We start from the raw sequence: 17925 nt of genomic DNA on the forward strand, positions 1-17925 counted from the left end.
CTTGAAGAACACGGCCCGGGTCAGACTATTCGTAGATTTCTTGGCTGCAAGTGTCCAATCGAGGCGGAATGAGTTCTGGGTCGCCGGAACGAAACTGCGCCAATAGATGACAGTCACTGCACTCCAGTTCAATCGCTACCTGTCGTACAAAATATGCCGAAGTTAGGGAAACATCCTAACCGCTTCAATTTTGGTTCTTTTGACAAGACCTGGATATCTAAGGTGGCACCCTGCAAAGCCAAAATCATAGTTTTCGCAAATATGCCCAAGATACAAATCCCTTTAAACCACGCGCACGTTTCAAGGAGACCCGGCACCAACGGGTGCCGCCGGTCTGCTCGCAACTGTGAACTCGTAAAACGGTTCCATTTGGAAAGCCCGCTATCACGTTGAACCCTATTCCCGGTCCTGCACGCAATTTCAGCATGTCTCCGTCTTCAACGCCAAAAACCTCGTATTGTCCGAGAGAAGCTGCCGATGCGGACTCAGAAACAACCATAGCGCCCAGGAAGAATGTAAATAAATGTAGGAAGATAGCACTGCGCATAACGTTAACCTGCCTGTTTGGTTAACTGCAATCTTAGCGTCTCTGATCATCAAGCGTAACTCCTCGACCAAAGTATGCGTGCGTCTAAACCGACAATTGAACAAAAAATTCTAAAATAAGCCGAAACTAAGGTTTGGGCTCGATGCGATTGTTCAGTGACTTGCACCCGATGCCTGTCTTGCGTACCGATCCGTTCTTCAACCGCCGACCAGTGCCAGCGGTTGAAGTGTTTCACTCAATTCCTAAGCGGGCAGTTGAGCCTCGGCCAACTTTCGTGGGTAAGGATCTCCTTGTTTATACGATCCCGCCGCGGTGAACAGAACGTCGGTCGATGAGTTCAAACCGGTCTCCGCAGAGTCTTGCAACACGCCGATAATGAAGCCGATGCTCACCACTTGCATGGCCGTTGCATTGTCGATGCCGAACAAGCTGGCGGCCATTGGGATCAGCAACAGTGATCCTCCTGCTACGCCCGAAGCCCCGGTGGCAGCAATCGAGGCAATGATGCTGAGGAACACGGCCGAGATGAAATCAACCTGAATACCCATTGTGTGAACGGTTGCCAGCGTCATGACAGTTATGGTGATCGCAGCGCCAGCCATGTTGATCGTAGCACCGATTGGAATCGTGACCGAGTAAGTCTCTTCATCCAAATCCATACGGCGGCAAAGCTCCATGTTCACAGGAATATTGGCCGCCGAACTGCGCATGAAGAACGCGGTAATACCGGACTCTTTCAGGCATGTGAAAACCAACGGATATGGGTTTTTGCGGATGCGCAGGAACACGATCAGCGGGTTGACAACCAGCGCCATGAAAATCATGCAGCCAAGCAGCAACGCCAGAAGTTGGCCATAACTTGCAAGTGTTTCAAAGCCGGTTTCAGCAATCGTCGAAGCCACGATACCGAAGATACCGATTGGAGCCAGCCGGATAATTGCTGCGACGATCTTGGTGATCGCGCCGTCCAGATCCGACATCAGGGTCTTGGTTGTGTCACTGGCGTGACGGAAAACAAGTCCTAGACCAACGGCCCAAGCTAGAATGCCGATGTAGTTTGCGGTTGCCAGAGCATTTACTGGATTGTCCACGATTTTAAGCAAGATATTCTTAACTACCTCGGCAAGACCGCCCGGCGCATCCAAAAGCTCGGGCGTGCCGGTCAGATGCAAAGTAACCGGAAACATGTAGCTCGCTGTAACCGCAACCAGAGCAGCTGCGAAGGTTCCGATTAGGTATAAGAGTACCACGGGGCCCATAAGGGCATCGCTGCCCTTTTTGTGGTTGGTGATCGCAGCGCAAACCAAGATCAGCACCAGAACGGGTGCAACGGCTTTTAATGCGTCGACGAAGAAATCGCCAAGCAAGCCGACGGCTGACCCGGCAGCGGGCCAAAAGGTGGAAAGCAGAACACCCGCGACTAGGCCGATGGTGATTTGGGTAACCAGGCTACCACGCAGAATAAAATTCATTGGGACCATCCTGTTTGAGTAGGGGCCATACGGACGAAGCTCACGCCCGCGCAGGCACGGTTGAAATTCAAAGGCTGGTGGCTAGTTGGAGGTCTTGGCGCAAAATTAAACGTCTCTAGATGGCCTAAGACTTTGTCGCACATTTCTGAAGTGGTTGTTTTAACGACCAAAAAGAGTTCAATTTGTTAATGCATTACAATAACTTACCTTACGTCAATTTGCTCGCAAATTTCACCTAAACATAAATGTTTATTAATGTATTTCCCAAAGTTCGTTTTCTCCAAATCGGGTTATAACTTGCCCTTCCCGCCAAACGATGAGCCCGTAACTGGAACGGCAAGGACAGTGTGCTGAAGGCTCTTATCGAACCACGCCAACCCTTCGTTGACTGCCATAAGCCTTGGCAAGGAAAGCGTGCCAAAACGTCTGCTTTAGGCGCAACGCGATCGTTCGACAGAATTCAACGAATGCCTACAGCGCGGACAAAGCAGCTGGTCTTCAAATTAGATTTACTACTTTGCCAACTTTCGAAATTTCAACAGAACTGCGCTTCCTACCGTATGGTGCTTTTTAGAAAATATATGTTCAAATTTTGGCCGAAGGCTATTCCCAGAGGCCACCGATTCCGCGCTTAGGGCTCCATTCTGGTGGCTTCAAGATTGCGCGACAATTAAACCCCTTTTGCTCAATAGTAGGCTTAGCGCCTGTTATTCGTTTCGCAACATAAGCAACTGAGAAACTAACTGCCTGCGAAGCGTCAAAAATTTAGGACCAAAATTATAAAGTCTGCCGAGTTCCGCGCTGTAGCCGCAACGATATCTTGGCGGAGGGTCAGCATCTTGCCTGGCCAGCATTCCGCTCACAAGAACTTCAGAGACAGTAAAAATTAGTGGCCTGACACCCCCTATGCGCGATCTCGTGTCGCGCAGCGTGCAGCGTCGTCCCTCGCGTCCCATAGAGGACATCATAATGAACAGGGCCTATTCTTGGGGCCTAGTGAAACTGTGTTTTCCCCGCCTCCATCGATACGGTTGTCCCTTTTTCACCGCGAACGGCTGCAGGAACATCTGCTAGGGCGCAAATGATGGCGCGACCGCCCGAGGATCGCACAAAGTCTTGTGCAGCCTGGACCTTGGGGCCCATTGACCCGGCGGGGAAATCGTACTCATCCAATGAATCCGGAGTGATCGATCTAATACCTGTTTGTTCAGGCGTTCCCCAGTTCAGGAACACGGCTTCTGCATCTGTAGCGATAACAAAGAAATCTGCTCCAAGGTTCTGCGCCAGAAGGCACGAGGCAAAGTCCTTGTCGATGACGGCTTCGACCCCGACCAGTTTCCGTTCAGCACCTGCCTCGTACATCGTCGGGATGCCACCACCGCCAGCAGCGATCACGGTCGCGCCCTTTTCCAGAATCCAACGGATAGGTTCGACCTGAAAGATACGTTTCGGGCGGGGCGACGGCACAACGCGTCGCCAGTACTCGCCATCCGGTTTCACCGTCCAGCCCTTGTCAGCCGCCTCTTTCTTGGCGTCCGCTTCGGAATAAACCTGACCGATGAACTTGGTCGGGTTGTCAAAGGCCGGGTCGCTTGGGTCAACCTCGATCATGGTCAACAGGGTGGCGATGTGATGCTCGAAGGGCAGGATATTCCCAAGCTCCTGCTCGATCATATAGCCGATCATGCCCATCGTTTCGCCGACCAAAACGTCCAGCGGGTACTCCTCGACATCCGTATACATGATCTCTTGCAGAGCCAGCATTCCGACTTGCGGGCCATTGCCATGAGTGATGACGGTTTCGTGCGCTTCGCAGAGCGGGGCGAGGGCTTCTGCGGCAATCTTCGCGTTCTTGCGCTGATTGTCCGCTGTCATCGCCTCACCCCGTTTGAGAAGCGCGTTGCCGCCGAGTGCTACAACAACGCGTCCCATGGTTCAGGCTCCCAATGTGGCGACGAGGATCGCCTTGATGGTGTGCATCCGGTTTTCGGCTTGCTCGAACGCTATGTTCATGTCGCTTTCGAACACTTCCTCGGTCACTTCCATCTCGGTGATGCCGAACTGTTCGTGAATGTCCTGACCGACCTTAGTCTCCAGATTGTGGAAGGCGGGCAGGCAGTGCATGAACTTGACGGCTGGATTACCGGTTTTCTTCATCAGATCCATGTTGACCTGGTAAGGGCTCAGCAGCTTGATCCGCTCAGCCCAGACTTCTTTAGGCTCACCCATCGACACCCAGACATCGGTATGAATGAAGTCCGCGCCCTCTACGGCCGAGGTATCGTCGGTGATGGTCACACGTGCGCCGGTCTTTTCAGCCCGCTCCATCGCCAAGTCGCGCACATCGTCATGGGGCTGGGTTTCTTTCGGAGAAATCATCCGGACGTCGCAGCCCATGATCGCGCCCAACATCAGTAGCGAGTTGCCCATGTTCGACCGACAGTCGCCCGAATAGGCATAGACAATGTCCTTGCGAGGCTTGTCAGCGTGCTCGATCATGGTCTGCATATCGGCAAGCATCTGGGTCGGATGCCAGTCGTCGGTCAGGCCGTTATAGACCGGAACACCGGCATATTCTGACAACGTTTCAACCATGTCCTGACCGGCACCGCGGAATTCAATCCCGTCGAACATGCGGCCCAAAACGCGCGCCGTGTCTTTCATCGACTCCTTGTGCCCGATCTGCGAGCCCGATGGATCGAGATACGTAATGTTCGCACCCTGATCGTAGGCCGCCACTTCAAAGGCGCAACGAGTACGCGTCGAGGTCTTCTCGAAGATCAGGCAGATGTTCTTTCCGGTCAGCGAGGGCTGTTCGGCGCGGGCGTATTTGGCGCGTTTCAGATCGCGGGCCAGATCCAGCAGGTACAGCATTTCACGCTGGCTGAAATCGGCGATTTTCAGATAGCTACGGCCTTTGAGATTGAATGCCATTTTGTCTCTCCTTAACAAAAAATCAGTGGGCGCAGGGGCTGCACCCATGGTAAATTCAATAGGCGGGGTCGCGGTCGATCGGGCAGGTCATGCAGTGGCCACCACCGCGACCACGCCCCAGTTCCTGACCCGAGATTTCGATCACCTCGACGCCGGCTGCGCGCATCTTGCCATTCGTAAACGTGTTGCGCGCATAACCGACGACCACACCGGGCGAGAGGGCCACGACGTTATTCCCGTCATCCCACTGTTCGCGCTCGGCCTGGAACTCGTTGCCACCGGTCGAGATGACCTCCAGCGAGTTCAGCCCCAGCGCTTCTTTGTAGACGTCGAAAAGGTGCCCTTTTTCCACGTGGATATCCAAGTCCCCGCGGTCACCCGGGCGGATCGAGATACAGGTGATCTGGTCCGCGACTTCCGAGAATGCAGTGACCTTGTCGTGGTCAAGACAAGTGAACACCGTATCCAGATGCATGGCTGCGCGGCTTTTGGGCATCGCACAGGCGACGACACGCTCGGCACCGCCCTTCCTGAACAGCGCTTCCGCCACCTGAGCGACGGCTTGCCGGGTAGTGCGTTCGCCCATTCCAATGAAGACTGTGCCGTTGCCCACAGGTTGAACGTCGCCACCCTCGACCGAGGCTAGGCCGAAATCATCGTCGCTATCGCCCCACCAGAACTCGAACTCGGCGTCCTTGAACATCTTATGGTGGCGATACACCGTACGCATGATCAGGGTTTCCGGCTTACGAGCAGGCCAGAACATCGGGTTCGTCGTCACGCCATCGAAAATCCAGCAGGAGGGGTCGCGCTGGAACTGCGCATTGGGGATCGCGGGAAGAATGAAGTCGCCCAGAGAAACCAGATCACCGAACTGTTCGTCGATCATACCCTTGGGCAGGTCTGCAAAGATGATGCCGCCGAGCATATGGCGAGCAAGCAGCTTGGCATCCATCTCGTCCAACCAGGCACGCATTTCCACGGAAAAGCCCAGGCCGACCATGTTGGGCGTGATCAGACGGTCCAACAGGAAGGCGCGCGCTGCGGGGTCGTTTGCGATAGCTTGGGCGAGCAGATCCTGAATGTCGTAGACCTCGACCCTGCGTTCCCGCATCAGGGAACAGAATTCTGCGTGGTCCTTGCGGGCCTGTTCGACCCAGATCACGTCATCGAACAAAAGCTCTTCGCAGTTTCGTGGCGTCAGACGATCATGCGCCAGAGAAGGGCGCGAGACGATCACCTTGTTGAGCTTTCCGATCTCGGAATGAACACCGAGCTTCATTGCAACTCTCCTTTCGAACTATCTGTTTTCTGAATGTCTTCAATATCATTGGCCTGACTCCAGCGGACCCAGACATGGATTGGCACGCCCATAAGCAACAGGACGGAGCCAACCAAAACGGTTTCAGCGCCGGAGCCGATGAAGGCCCAGACCGAATAAATGAACCCAAGCGCGCCCAGAACGACGACCTTGGCCAATTCCGGGCCATGCAGGACCTGCCCGCCTTTCAGCCGGATCATAATCTCCGCCACAGAGCAGATGGCATAGGGCAACAGGCTGGCGACAACGGCGAGCAAAATGACAAAGTTGAATGCGGCGACCAGCCCTTGCGCATAGTTCATGATAATCAAAACCGAGGCCAACGCGTTCGACAGGATTAACGCATTAGCAGGCGTTCCAAATTTGGATTTTTGGCCCAAGGCTGCGGGGAAGACGCGATCCAAAGCGGCACCGTAAGGGACCTGGCCACTGAGCAGCGTAAAGCCGTTCAAAGTGCCAAAGGTCGAAATCACCGCGCCCACAGCAACAAGGACGCCGCCAACGGGACCAAACATCACCTCACCGACGGCTGCCAGAGGTGCGGCGGAAACAGCAAGCAGCTCGGCAGGAATGACGCCCATCGAAACGGCGGTTACCGAGATATAGACGCTTGCGGCGATAATCACGCCGATCACGGTGGCGCGCGGGATGGTCTTTTCCGGCTCGATAACATCGCCAGAGGGAACCGTCGCAGATTCAAGGCCCAGGTAGGCCCAAAGCGTCAGAGCAGCCGCGGCAGAAATCGCCGTAAACGCCGTGGTGCCGCTTTGGTTGACCGGAACATAGTTCTCGGTGTTGATCCAGAAGATACCCAATGTGCCAATGACGACCAGCGGAGCAAGTTTAAGCACCGTGGTCACGATCTGAAGCAAACCAGCGCCTTCGACTCCTCGGATGTTAACCAAGGTGAGCGTCCAGATTGCAACCAACGCGGTCGAGAGGCCGTACATCGGTACTTCGATGATTATCGGGAACAGGAACCCCAAATACCCCACCAACGCGACAGCGACGGCGGCGTTCCCGGTCCAAAGCGCGATCCAATACCCCCAGGCGATAATGAACCCTGCAAAGTCTCCGAACGCTTCTTGCGAGTAGGCATAGGGACCGCCAGGTTTTGAGACAACCCGCGACAGCCTTCCAAAAATGATCGCCAGAACCAGTGCCCCGGCCGAAGTCAGAATCCACCCGCCGATTGCAATTGGCCCAAACGGAGCAAGTGACGCTGGAAGAAGGAACACTCCCGACCCGATCATGTTTCCAACAACCAAAGCGATACAGGCCGTCAGCCCTAGGGCACCCGATGTCGAAGTCGTCTCTGGAGCGGAGCGATCGGTCATTGCGACAGCTCAGTTTGATGTCGTATCTGAAGTCTCGGTTACGGGCCCGTCGATCCCCGGATCAGTAATCGCCCCAACGGTAAGTGCGGCGCAGATGATCACGGCCAGAATTACGAGCAGCGGGAAAACAAAGCGTAGCCACCTGTCATAGGACACGCGTCCAATGGCTAGCCCACCCATGACGACAGCAAATGTCGGGTTGAAAAGGTTAACCCATCCGTTGGCGGATTGGTAAGCTGTCACCACCAGGTCACGACCGACGCCCGCAAAGTCTGCCAGTGGTGCCATGATCGGCATCGAAAGCGTGGCCAGCCCTGACGAGGACGGCACCAGGAATGACATCAGGATCTGAATGCCAAACATCGCGTTGATAAAGGCAAACTCGCTCAGCCCCGAGACAAACCCCTCGGCTGCAGCAAGGATCGTGTCGGTAATTTTGCCCGCGTCCATAATGACGACAACACCGCGCGCGACGCCAATGATCAGGGCAACGCCCAGCAAATCGCGCGCGCCATCAACGAAGGTTTCCACAAAGGTCCCTTCGTCCATTCTGGACCCTTCATCCGTTTTCCCGACCCACCAAACGATGATGGACATCACTAGGAAGAGACCGGACATTTCGGCCATCCACCACCCCAGTACCACAACACCATAGATCATAATGGCGAAGGTAATCCCGAAAAGAATCAGAATGATCGAACGCGTCTTGGTCATCTCGGGGAACGTATCATCGCCTTCCGAACCCTTTAGGAAATGCGCCCGGTTTTCCTCGGCCTGATCGGCCACCACGGACAATGACGGGTCGGCTTTCACGCGTGATGCGTATCGCATGACGAATGCGATGCCTGCAGCAAGACAAAGGACAAGGATAATGAACCTCAGAACTATCCCGTTCGTGAACGGAATACCCGCACCTTGCGAGGCAACAACTGTCGCAAATGCGTTGAAGGTTGAGCCCAGGGTCCCAATGCCTGCGCCAAGCATGATCACCGCGACCCCGGTCAAGGAGTCATACCCTGCCCGAATAAAGACCGGAATAATCAGAGCGTAGAACGCGAGGGATTCTTCCGCCATGCCATAGCTTGTCCCGCCAAAGGCAAAGGCGATCATCAGGATTGGGATCATCAGGATTTCCCGCCCAGCCAACCTGTGCAGCAACCAACCGATACCGGCGTCGATAGCTCCTGTCTTGGTGACAACCATCAGGAAACCACCAATGACCAGAACAAACAAAGCGACATCAATTGCGGCGCTGGATGAACTTCCCAGAAGACTAGGGTCGTACATACCTGCAATCGGGGCAAGGATGACCGCCGTAAGCCCCTGAGGGTTCGGCTCGACTTCGTGGTAGGTGCCCGGGACAGGCGCTTCGCTGCCCAGAGCTTCGTTCATCTGACGGTCATACTCACCGGCCGGAATAACCCATGTGAGGGCCGCCACGACGGCAATCAGAATGAACAGAATGGTAAAGGCGGTAGGAAATTTGAACTTGGACATATGGAACTCGCGCTGGGTGAAGCTGAGAAGCTGGGCAGTCAAATATTTGAATATTTAAGTCTCAACTTACTACTAACGCGGCGACTTGTCACTTTCGCAAAACGTGAGGTAGCCGAACACATTGAACAATTTCTGCCATGGCTCTTTTCCACGATTTTGGGTCAGTTGTAGCGCGCAATCAAAGCGATCTGATGTTTGACAGCAACTAATCGTAGCGTGGCATCTGATTTTAATAGTGGAAAGACTGTTTGACTTGGGGTGCCATCTGATGACGAGCGTTCACCACTTTTCTGATCCAACTATGACAGTTGGGTCGGGTTCGTGTGACGTTCAACAGGATTGTGGAACGTTACTGATATTGGACTTAATCGACTTCAAAACCTCAACAATTCAGCCGATCACGTCATCCATTTCTGACCCAAACGTCAAGCGATTCTGACCCAGAGCGAGCAGCACCCCCTCATCGGCACTGCTAACGATAGTCGCCGAACCAGCTTACCAAATAACCCATTCCCGGGCTTTAAACACAAACGCTTTAGTAAGGCGCCGTGGACAGCGTCATCAAAAACGCAACTAAGTCTGCAATCTCTTGCTCAGACAAATTCAATTGCAAGAGAATGGCTTCACCGTCGGCGTGCAGCCTTTCCGTATTGATTTTGCTGTAATGTCGGATCACAGCGTTCAGATCCCTTAGGCTGCCGTCATGCATGTAGGGTGCGGTTTCAGCCACCCCGCGCAGGCTGGGCGTGCGGAAGGTTCCAAAATCAGCGTGGCTCCGGCGTACATTTCGAACCGCCCAAGCACCATGCTTATCCGGATCGTCATTCCAGTCGCCGTCCAGTGTATAGGGGCTTGAGAGTAAAAAGTTCAATCCACCAAAACGACCTTCGTCAACCCGGGTTTCATTCAGAAAATATGGTACACCGGCATCGTGGAACTCATTATTGGAAAACCTCGGGCCGTTGTGGCAAAATACGCAATTCCCGCGCCCTAAAAACAGCTGAAGACCGCGCTGGGCTGCCTCGGGGTAGTAGGCGGCAGCTGGAAAATCTCGACGCTCTAAGGCATCGCGGAAATCATCAAACTGCGTCCGGTCGGCAACCAAAGTCTCCAAGTAAGCCGAAAGAGCTTTTGCAGTATTCACCAGAACAAGCTCTGGGTCCTGATTTTGGATGACGCCAAAAATAGCTTCAAAGTCATCAATGTAGGCACTTTCAGAGATTGCTGTTTTTAGGCTTTCGGGGCTGTGCGCCATCTCTTGTTCTTCGATGATCGGATGCAGGCTGGCTGCCCAAAGGTTATCGCTTTTGCCACCCCACCCATACCAGCGGAGTCCGGCCAGGTTCCGCAGTGATGGAGTGTTTCGATCTAACAGTACACGGCCGAGCGCCCGCGCCTCTGGAGTTGTAAATGCCTGTTCCGGATCATGACAACTTGCGCAAGAAAATGCACCGTCGGAGGACAACACCGGATCGTTGAATAAGGCCTCTCCAAGCGCGATCGCTCTGGCATTGTTCGAAACTCTATTGCTTGGGTCCGAATGGAAGGATGGTGGCCAAGGCCCAAAGGAAAGCGTTTGTTCAATTTCGTCTGCAGACAACGAGACCTCTGCACGCACTGCACCTGTCAGGGCTATTAGCGCAGCTGTAAACCACAGCTTCATTTCAGCGTAATTTTTGACGAGTAGAAAACTGATTGGCCATTGATGTCGACATCGACCTGCAACTCCCACAAACCCGGCATGTGAAACAGCATATCATCAACACGGAACGCTCCGCCGCCCAATGCGCTAACTTTGGGGGTATAGTTCATACCGTGTCGATGAGCGGGCATGATTGCATCCACACGCATTTGGCCCACGGTAGTTTCACTACAAATAGAAACCAGTACGGAAAACGGCTCAGCCAACGGAATTTCATCGACAGACAGATAAACCTCGGGTGCGTTTTGAACTTCCGAAGTCATACGTTGCCCAATTTCGTCACAAGCAAAAGCCGTGCTGGACCAAATCATAAACCAGACCGCGCTGCGGATCATTCTGATGCCAGCAAACGTTCTGCGTTGGCATAGGCGATGTTGTCCGCAATGTGGTCCGGCAGCAAATCCAGCCATTCACGCGAAAAATCTGCGTGGGGGCCGACATAGTACCAGCGTTCCGGCGCAAATGTATCCGTACCGACCATGAAGCGATCCGGATGGGCTTCGAAAGCCTCCTTCCAATCGGGGTCAATTCTGCCTCGTGAAGCCATGTCTGAACGAAACGCCAAGTCGGCCCAAAGCCTGGGATACGTGTTCAGCGCGTCAACAACGCTCGCTGGATCATCAAAGCCAGAGTGCGCCCACAATACCCGAGCTTCAGGCCAGGTTTCGAAGATCAGGTCCACTGCCTCTCGATCGCCGTGGTGGTGTAGAATGAGGTTCCGCTCTTTCGCCAGTGCAATCATGCGCTGAATAACCGGCGTCTTAATGTCGTCCCCGTAAGCGTGAAACTCGCCGATGGCTTCGTAGTCATTCTTAGCCAGGTTTTCTTCCAAATAGTCGATTACAGATTCATCGTGCATCCAGGTGTTGATTTCACCGCGACGACGGTACGGGCGCAGGGCTGGAACGACGATGTCCGGTGCCGCGGCCAACAAAAGCTGCGTGCCATTGTCATCCGAGCTGGAAACCAATGCTTTCCGCACGCCCGCATCCCGAAGGATTTTAGCCACCTGTTCTGGTGGCACCAGTTTGACGGCGTCGTGGCTGTAATGAATATGCGCGTCAAAGATCGGGCGCTCTTGTGCGATGGCACTGCTGCAAAACAGCGCGGCACTCAAAATGCAGATTTGTTTCAGCACCACATGCCTCCTCGATATCATTCAGAATCTGGCGAGCGTCACGTCGAATTTCACGTGCAAGAATGGTTCAGTGATCTTACCAGAAAGTTCCATCCCGTCCGGAAATTCTGAAGCCGGCCGTTCGACATAGGTCATCACCAGATCGTCCCGAACTCCAAACACCGTGTCCTGATCTAGATAAGGATCGTCGTCGGGGAAAATCTCGGTCACCAAAGAACGGTAGCCAGGAGCCTTGACAATGTAGTGTAGGTGCGAAGGCCGCCAAGGATGGCGCCCACACGCCCGTAGGATGTCTCCGACGGGTCCATCCGACGGAACCGTGTATTCCACCGGTTTGACCGTGGTGAACGCATATTTTCCATCCTCCCCAACCGTCATCAGAGCGTGGAATGAATAGGTGTCCTGTTCTTCGTCCTGGCTTGCATACATTCCATTCGGCGCGGTTTGCCAGATATCCAGTTCTGCACCGGAAATCGGATTACCATCGGTGTCCCGGATCACGCCTTCAGCAAGCAGAACCGGCCCACCGTAGTGGCGCTTCATATCGCCGCCGATCGGCAACGGGGGTGCGCCAGAGACATGGAATGGCCCCAGCACGGAGGAACTGGTCGCGTCAGGGCTGGAATGCAGCATATCCACTAAAGACGACAGGCCCAGCACATCCGAGGCCAGAACAAACTCATGCCTGTCTTCTGTCTCTACTGCGGCGCACCCCTCCAGAAACGCAATCCCGGCGCGCCATTCGTCATGTGTCAAGTTGGTTTCCCGCGCGAAGTCATGGAGGTGTTTGACCAGAGACCCGATGATTTCTCTCATCCGCGGATCGGTGTCCTTGGACAGGTATCCCATGAACACATCGGTGATATTGTCTTTGGTAACAGAGCGCATATGCGCCTCCTTAAATCAGGGCAAGGCTGAGGATCGGGAACTCGATCAGAATAAACAGAACGATCAGCATCACGAACGCAAAGGGAAGTGCGCCCATGAACACATCCCTGAGCGATATTCGGTCATCGTTGATCGTCGATTTGATGACGAAGCAAGATATGCCCAAAGGCGGGGTCAAAAGCCCGATTTCGGCGCCGACCACAGTGATAATGCCAAACCAGATCAACGACATGTCCAGGGCTTCGGCCATGGGCAGGAACAGCGGGACGACGATCAGAATGATGGACGCCGTATCGAGCAAAGTTCCCAGAAAAAGCATCAAGAGAACGTAGAGCAGCATGATCGACCAAAAGGACGCGGAATTTCCCGCAAGCAAATCCTGCAACTGATTGGGCAGCCCAGCCAGCCCCAGCATGCGACTATAGATCGAAGCCGCCGTAATCAGGAACAAGATCGCCGCTGTAATGTGACCGGTTTCCAGCAACGCGTCCCAGAACGCTCTTGGTGTCATGGACTTGCGTACGACTGCGATCACGAGCGCAACCAGTGCCCCAGCTGCACCCGCCTCGACAGCGGTTAGCCATCCTGTGTAAATGCCACCGAGCACTACCGTGATAATGAACAATGTGGGCAGGGTCTTGGATGCGATCTCGCGCCCGGACATCCATTCGGTGTCTTCGACGACCCGGCCGCCCACAAATGCAGGTGTAAAACGACCCATCAACCAGATCGCGCCCACATAAGCTATTGCCAGCATGATACCGGGTATTACTCCCGCCAGAAACATGTCCCCTACGGACTGTTCGGCGACAAAGGAATAGATGATCAGCATCGCCGAGGGTGGAATAATCATCCCCAAAACCGACGACCCGGCCACAACCCCAACCGCAAAACGTGGATTATATGCCTGCGCCATCATCTGCGGGACCGAGACCTTGGTGAACACTGATGCGGACGCAATGGACGACCCGGTAACGGCCGCAAACACGGCATTTGCTCCGACGGTCGCCATTCCGATACCGCCTTTGACCTTGCGAAATCGCATGGTCATGACCTCGTAAATATCCCTGCCTAGTCCCGCTTTTGAAACGATGAGGCCCATAAAGGTAAACAGAGGGATTGTCGCGAAACTGTATTCCATCGCGCTGTCGCCCACCGCAACCTTCAGCAGGTTGAGCGCAAGCGTGAAGTTGTCCCGCATCAGCCAGATCGACACGAAGGAGACCACGCCCAAAGCAATCGGAATGTAGACGCCCGCGTAAATCAGAAAGACTATGGCAACGACCGAGATCAGGCCAATCTCAATCGGCGTCATTCTGCGGCCTCGTCATGCTCTGGGGTGCGAATAAGTTGCGGGCGGTCCTGCGCCGTGACGACCTTGAGCAGGAAGATCACGCAGGCAAGCGCAGTACCGCACGCGATGACCAGTTTGACCGGCCACCAAGGCAATGTGAAAAGACCGGGCACTCCGAAGTAGTCCTGTGTTTCCCACATGTGAAGAAATTCAGGGAAGGTTACATAGGCGATCAAGGCCATGAAGATTGCCGAAATGGCGTTGATGATGCGCCTCAGGTTGGCTGTCAGACCGGGGCGACGATGGTGTAGCAGGTTCAGAAACCCATCTGAGCGCGTCAATCGATCCACTCTGACAACGTCGGCCAGCTGCAGGAACACGATCATCACGACCGAGAATTGCACCATCTCGTAGGTTCCGCGCAGTGGGGCCGAAAACAGGCCCCGTGCAATGACGTCAACATTCAGAATGACCACCAACGCTAGGACGACAAGCGTACCCAATGCGTTGGCGGCGATAGCAAGCGAATTGGCGACCCGCGACAAGCCAGCAACTGCGGTCTTCAGCATGAAAGGCCCCTTTCGTGGATCGCCAGCCAGTTATTCGGCCGTCCAGTCGCGTACTCCGGTGAAACCGGCGTCCTGCAGTTTTCCAAGATAGGCGGCTAATATCGCGTCGCCTTGTTCGCCGTTTTCATTCAGCGTGGCAGCCCATTCCTGTGCAACATTGGGCATTGCGTTGGCCCAAGCCGCTCGTTCTTCGTCCGAAACTTCGACAATCGTTCCACCGGCTTCGGTATAGGCATCCCGTGAGGCCGCGGCGCGGTCCATAGCGATACCGGCCACATGATCACGGTAGTCAATAGCGACGGCCTTAAGAACGTCTTTGACTTCGTCGGGCAACTTTGCCCAGTAGTCAGAATTCACAGTGATAGTCTTGGAATTCACTGCACCCAAGTCAGCTTTGAGCATGTAAGGAGCCACTTCGGCGATCTTGAAGGTTTTGGCAGCCTCGGGCCAAAGCATTGCACAATCAACCAAGCCGGTTTGAAGCATATTGTAGAAATCGGTCAGACCACCACGTACCCCGGCCGCGTCTTTGATACCTTCAAGGTATCGAAGGTTAAGTCCAGCTCCGGCCACTTTTCGGCCTTCCAGGTCAGAAACAGCCGTAACCGGCTCTGTACAGAACACCTGGTAGGTATCGAGTACGACTCCAGTTGCCAGGTAAACTTGGTTCTGCGCAGCAAACTCGTTCTGCATCGCAGGGTATTCGCGCGCGATTTCATCAACTGCCTTAGCCACAGCACGGGAGTCCGATGCCACGAAGGGTGTCGATCCCGAAATACCCTGGCTGGGCAGCTTAGAAGAATGGAAGATTGTCGTGACGATCCCAATATCGCCAAGACCAAGTTGGACACCTTCCAAAACGCCCTTCGGCTTAACGATCGAACCGCCGTAATTCTCTTGCCAGTTCATCTTGTAGTTACCGGACTCAGCCAGCCGCTTGTCCACTTCTGGAATAAAGAAGTTGGTGAATTCCTTCACCCATAAGGCCCGATCTGGGTACCCATCAATCACAACAGCTGAAATAGTCTCTTCTGCCGCGAGGGGCATCGCCATGACGCCTGCCAGAGCAGCGCCCACTAGGCTGCGTTTGGTCCAGTTTTTCATTTCTCTCCTCCCAGAAAGACAGGTCATTTCATTATTTGTTTGTTTTGACCCAGTTTACGGTCAGGTCCGTGCCTGCCGCTTCAAACAGTTTTGCGATGGCGCAATACTTGGCTGTCTCCTCGCCCACGCGCGTCAGTTCCTCCTGACTGGCGGGCGTCTCACAATTCACGGTGAGTTCGATTTCCGGAAACGGAACATCGATCTCCTCCTCCATCAGCACCCCACGCCGGTCCAGCCTGCATTTCGCGTCGATTGTCACAGTGCCGAGGTCAACTCCCAACCGGCGTGCGTTCTTGTGACCGATGACATTCGTACAGGCGATCAGGGCTGCCATTGCGGTCTCGGTCGGAGACGGACCAAGATTTGTCCCGCCGCGTTCGACGGGTTCATCGACAACAACATCAAGATCGCGAATTGGTATTTCGGTCCGCGCGTGAGTCGGGCACTGAGCTGTCGTGCGGTAAGTCACGACGGGTTTCACTTTCATAGCCACAGCGTCACCTCCTCATGCATACGAGCAAACTTTTTCGAATGGAAAACGTGGAAGCTTCTGGAACAATCCGGTCTCGTCCGCGTAGCCCAGATTGCAAAGAAAATTGGACTTGAGCGTCGTGCCCGCGAAGAACTCCTCATCGACGATCTTGTTCGAAAAACCTGACATGGCGCCGACGTCCAACCCGACCGCCCGGGCCGCAATCATGAAGTAAGCGCCCTGAAGCGTGCCATTTCGAAAGGCCGTGTCTGCCACGTAGTCGGGCTTGTTTTCGAACAATGGCCGACGGTCTTCGTGCGGGAAAAGAAAGGGCAGTTCCTTCCAGAAGTCCATGTCATAGGCAATGATCGCCGTGACCGGAGCATCCATCATCTTTGGCACATTCTTCTGCTTTAAAGACTTTGCAAGCCGCTCTTTACCTTCAGGACTTTTCACGAAAACGAAGCGCGCGGGCAACGTATTCATGCTGGTCGCACCGTTGATCGTGATGTCGTAGATCTCTTCAAGTATGTCGTCAGAAACAGGCTTGTTGGTCCACGCGTAATGCGATCTGGATTCGCGCAAGATCAAGGCGATCGCGTCATCCGACAAGCGTGGAATGCGCTCGCGCAGATCGCGGTGATCTTGCTGCGCCTTGGCGCGAAGTGCCTCCAGCTCTGCTCCGGTTGGTGCGCTCATGCTGCAGCCACCTTGGACTTGGCGTCCTTTTCGTCAATGATTGGGCTTGCGCAGATTCCGATGCCTTCAATTTCGACCTCGACGGTTTCGCCGGGCTTCAGCCAACGGGGATTGGGCTTTTTGGCGTGTCCGACACCGGGCGGCGTTCCTAGCGCAATCAGGTCCCCCGGCTCCAGAGTAGTATATTCCGAAATCGTCGCGATGACCTGACGAACCCCCCAAATCATGTTGGCGGTATTCGAGCTTTGAAGGATTTCATCACCCACACGGCTTTCGATCTTCAGACCGGATGCCCCTTCGGGCAGTTCGTCCGGCGTAACGGTGAATGGACCAATCGCGCCCGTATCATCAAAGTTTTTGCCGGGTGTCCACTGAACGGTTTTGCGCTGATAATCCCGCAGCGAACCATCGTTGAATACAGTGTAGCCAAAGACATAGTCCAGTGCGTCCTGCTCCGAGATATGGCGTCCGCGTTTTCCAACGATCAGCATAAGTTCGGCTTCGTAATCGAGCTTCTCGGAACAGGCAGGCCGCACCATGGGTTGCCCCGCCGCCATGATCGAGTTCTTCCCGCGCATGAACAGCGTCGGATACTCCGGAATATCATACCCGCCTTCCTTGATGTGGTCCGTGTAGTTCAACCCCATGCAAATGATCGTTCCTGGAGCGGTAACGGGCAACGCCGGAGTGATGGAAGACACGGGCACACTGTCTGCCGCGTCAATTTTGCTGGCAAGTGAGTCGGCCAGTTCAGGCCTGGCTATCAAACCCATCAAATCCGAACCGACAGCAGGGTTCAAAGCCGTTAGATTCACCGCGTTTTCGCCGTCTACACCAAAAACCGCTGTGCCTTCCGAAGTCTCTCCCACCAGGTATTTCATTTTCACCATCCATGTCAGTTCGCTTGATTTTTGCCGACTATTTTGCCATATGTCAAATAATATCGATATT

The 17925-nt window shown here is 54.3% G+C and carries 17 protein-coding genes; all 17 read right to left on the bottom strand.

All coding sequences use genetic code 11. The features are described 5' to 3' along the window. Positions 1 to 244: 244 nt before the first annotated feature. Positions 245 to 499: an SH3 domain-containing protein gene (locus AC2TAD_RS18815; protein WP_234899584.1), complete on the bottom strand. Its 255-nt coding sequence runs from the start codon at positions 497 to 499 to the stop codon at positions 245 to 247. A 290-nt stretch (positions 500 to 789) separates the two neighbouring features. Then, entirely contained in the window at positions 790 to 2019 is a 1230-nt protein-coding gene (sstT, locus tag AC2TAD_RS18820; RefSeq protein ID WP_480869525.1) for a serine/threonine transporter SstT, read from the bottom strand. 993 nt (positions 2020 to 3012) lie between these two features. Beyond that, the gene (gene arcC, locus AC2TAD_RS18825; protein WP_353394467.1) at positions 3013 to 3951 is read right to left on the bottom strand and encodes a carbamate kinase; all 939 of its coding nucleotides are present in this window, start codon (positions 3949 to 3951) and stop codon (positions 3013 to 3015) included. A 3-nt stretch (positions 3952 to 3954) separates the two neighbouring features. Then, on the bottom strand, positions 3955 to 4953 hold the full coding sequence (argF, locus tag AC2TAD_RS18830) for an ornithine carbamoyltransferase (protein WP_170756246.1): 999 nt from the start codon (positions 4951 to 4953) through the stop codon (positions 3955 to 3957). A 55-nt stretch (positions 4954 to 5008) separates the two neighbouring features. Beyond that, a complete protein-coding gene (locus AC2TAD_RS18835) occupies positions 5009 to 6235 on the bottom strand; it encodes an arginine deiminase (RefSeq protein WP_480869528.1) in 1227 nt (408 codons plus the stop codon). After that, positions 6232 to 7611 carry an amino acid permease gene (locus AC2TAD_RS18840; protein ID WP_480869530.1) on the bottom strand — a complete coding sequence of 460 codons (1380 nt, stop codon included), beginning with the start codon at positions 7609 to 7611 and terminating at the stop codon, positions 6232 to 6234. The genes AC2TAD_RS18835 and AC2TAD_RS18840 overlap by 4 nt, the downstream gene beginning before the upstream one ends. 9 nt (positions 7612 to 7620) lie before the next feature. Further along, positions 7621 to 9108 (bottom strand): YfcC family protein, encoded by a 1488-nt coding sequence (locus AC2TAD_RS18845; protein ID WP_480869533.1) that lies wholly within the window; start codon positions 9106 to 9108, stop codon positions 7621 to 7623. Between the two features lie 535 nt (positions 9109 to 9643). Beyond that, positions 9644 to 10708 carry a cytochrome-c peroxidase gene (locus AC2TAD_RS18850; protein WP_480869536.1) on the bottom strand — a complete coding sequence of 355 codons (1065 nt, stop codon included), beginning with the start codon at positions 10706 to 10708 and terminating at the stop codon, positions 9644 to 9646. Positions 10709 to 10767: 59 nt separating this feature from the next. After that, positions 10768 to 11145 carry a hypothetical protein gene (locus AC2TAD_RS18855; RefSeq protein WP_170755669.1) on the bottom strand — a complete coding sequence of 126 codons (378 nt, stop codon included), beginning with the start codon at positions 11143 to 11145 and terminating at the stop codon, positions 10768 to 10770. Beyond that, positions 11142 to 11948, bottom strand: a complete 807-nt coding sequence (locus AC2TAD_RS18860; RefSeq protein ID WP_480869538.1) for an amidohydrolase family protein — start codon at positions 11946 to 11948, stop codon at positions 11142 to 11144. The genes AC2TAD_RS18855 and AC2TAD_RS18860 overlap by 4 nt, the downstream gene beginning before the upstream one ends. Before the next feature lie 21 nt (positions 11949 to 11969). Then, positions 11970 to 12836, bottom strand: coding sequence for a dioxygenase family protein (locus AC2TAD_RS18865; RefSeq protein ID WP_480869541.1), 867 nt, complete (start codon positions 12834 to 12836; stop codon positions 11970 to 11972). Between the two features lie 10 nt (positions 12837 to 12846). Next, positions 12847 to 14151 carry a TRAP transporter large permease gene (locus AC2TAD_RS18870; RefSeq protein ID WP_480869543.1) on the bottom strand — a complete coding sequence of 435 codons (1305 nt, stop codon included), beginning with the start codon at positions 14149 to 14151 and terminating at the stop codon, positions 12847 to 12849. Next, positions 14148 to 14699, bottom strand: a complete 552-nt coding sequence (locus AC2TAD_RS18875) for a TRAP transporter small permease subunit (protein ID WP_170475503.1) — start codon at positions 14697 to 14699, stop codon at positions 14148 to 14150. The genes AC2TAD_RS18870 and AC2TAD_RS18875 overlap by 4 nt, the downstream gene beginning before the upstream one ends. Before the next feature lie 30 nt (positions 14700 to 14729). Then, a complete protein-coding gene (locus AC2TAD_RS18880; protein WP_170755664.1) occupies positions 14730 to 15803 on the bottom strand; it encodes a C4-dicarboxylate TRAP transporter substrate-binding protein in 1074 nt (357 codons plus the stop codon). A gap of 31 nt (positions 15804 to 15834) precedes the next feature. Then, a complete protein-coding gene (locus AC2TAD_RS18885; RefSeq protein WP_480869547.1) occupies positions 15835 to 16290 on the bottom strand; it encodes an OsmC family protein in 456 nt (151 codons plus the stop codon). 18 nt (positions 16291 to 16308) lie between these two features. After that, on the bottom strand, positions 16309 to 16974 hold the full coding sequence (locus tag AC2TAD_RS18890; protein WP_480869549.1) for a malonic semialdehyde reductase: 666 nt from the start codon (positions 16972 to 16974) through the stop codon (positions 16309 to 16311). After that, the gene (locus tag AC2TAD_RS18895) at positions 16971 to 17855 is read right to left on the bottom strand and encodes a fumarylacetoacetate hydrolase family protein (RefSeq protein ID WP_480869550.1); all 885 of its coding nucleotides are present in this window, start codon (positions 17853 to 17855) and stop codon (positions 16971 to 16973) included. Before AC2TAD_RS18895 ends, AC2TAD_RS18890 begins: the two co-directional genes overlap by 4 nt. Positions 17856 to 17925 lie beyond the last annotated feature (70 nt).

The sequence above is a fragment of the Ruegeria sp. HKCCD7628 genome, assembly GCF_057221005.1.

Bases quoted from the DNA above. Each gene is read 5' to 3' on its own strand.
- AC2TAD_RS18855 (WP_170755669.1), bottom strand. From the start codon at position 11,145: ATGATCCGCAGCGCGGTCTGGTTTATGATTTGGTCCAGCACGGCTTTT.
- AC2TAD_RS18890 (WP_480869549.1), bottom strand. From the start codon at position 16,974: ATGAGCGCACCAACCGGAGCAGAGCTGGAGGCACTTCGCGCCAAGGCG.
- argF (WP_170756246.1), bottom strand. From the start codon at position 4,953: ATGGCATTCAATCTCAAAGGCCGTAGCTATCTGAAAATCGCCGATTTC.
- AC2TAD_RS18815 (WP_234899584.1), bottom strand. From the start codon at position 499: ATGGTTGTTTCTGAGTCCGCATCGGCAGCTTCTCTCGGACAATACGAG.
- arcC (WP_353394467.1), bottom strand. From the start codon at position 3,951: ATGGGACGCGTTGTTGTAGCACTCGGCGGCAACGCGCTTCTCAAACGG.
- AC2TAD_RS18835 (WP_480869528.1), bottom strand. From the start codon at position 6,235: ATGAAGCTCGGTGTTCATTCCGAGATCGGAAAGCTCAACAAGGTGATC.
- AC2TAD_RS18870 (WP_480869543.1), bottom strand. From the start codon at position 14,151: ATGACGCCGATTGAGATTGGCCTGATCTCGGTCGTTGCCATAGTCTTT.
- AC2TAD_RS18875 (WP_170475503.1), bottom strand. From the start codon at position 14,699: ATGCTGAAGACCGCAGTTGCTGGCTTGTCGCGGGTCGCCAATTCGCTT.
- AC2TAD_RS18880 (WP_170755664.1), bottom strand. From the start codon at position 15,803: ATGAAAAACTGGACCAAACGCAGCCTAGTGGGCGCTGCTCTGGCAGGC.
- AC2TAD_RS18895 (WP_480869550.1), bottom strand. From the start codon at position 17,855: ATGAAATACCTGGTGGGAGAGACTTCGGAAGGCACAGCGGTTTTTGGT.
- AC2TAD_RS18865 (WP_480869541.1), bottom strand. From the start codon at position 12,836: ATGCGCTCTGTTACCAAAGACAATATCACCGATGTGTTCATGGGATAC.
- AC2TAD_RS18840 (WP_480869530.1), bottom strand. From the start codon at position 7,611: ATGACCGATCGCTCCGCTCCAGAGACGACTTCGACATCGGGTGCCCTA.
- AC2TAD_RS18885 (WP_480869547.1), bottom strand. From the start codon at position 16,290: ATGAAAGTGAAACCCGTCGTGACTTACCGCACGACAGCTCAGTGCCCG.
- sstT (WP_480869525.1), bottom strand. From the start codon at position 2,019: ATGAATTTTATTCTGCGTGGTAGCCTGGTTACCCAAATCACCATCGGC.
- AC2TAD_RS18845 (WP_480869533.1), bottom strand. From the start codon at position 9,108: ATGTCCAAGTTCAAATTTCCTACCGCCTTTACCATTCTGTTCATTCTG.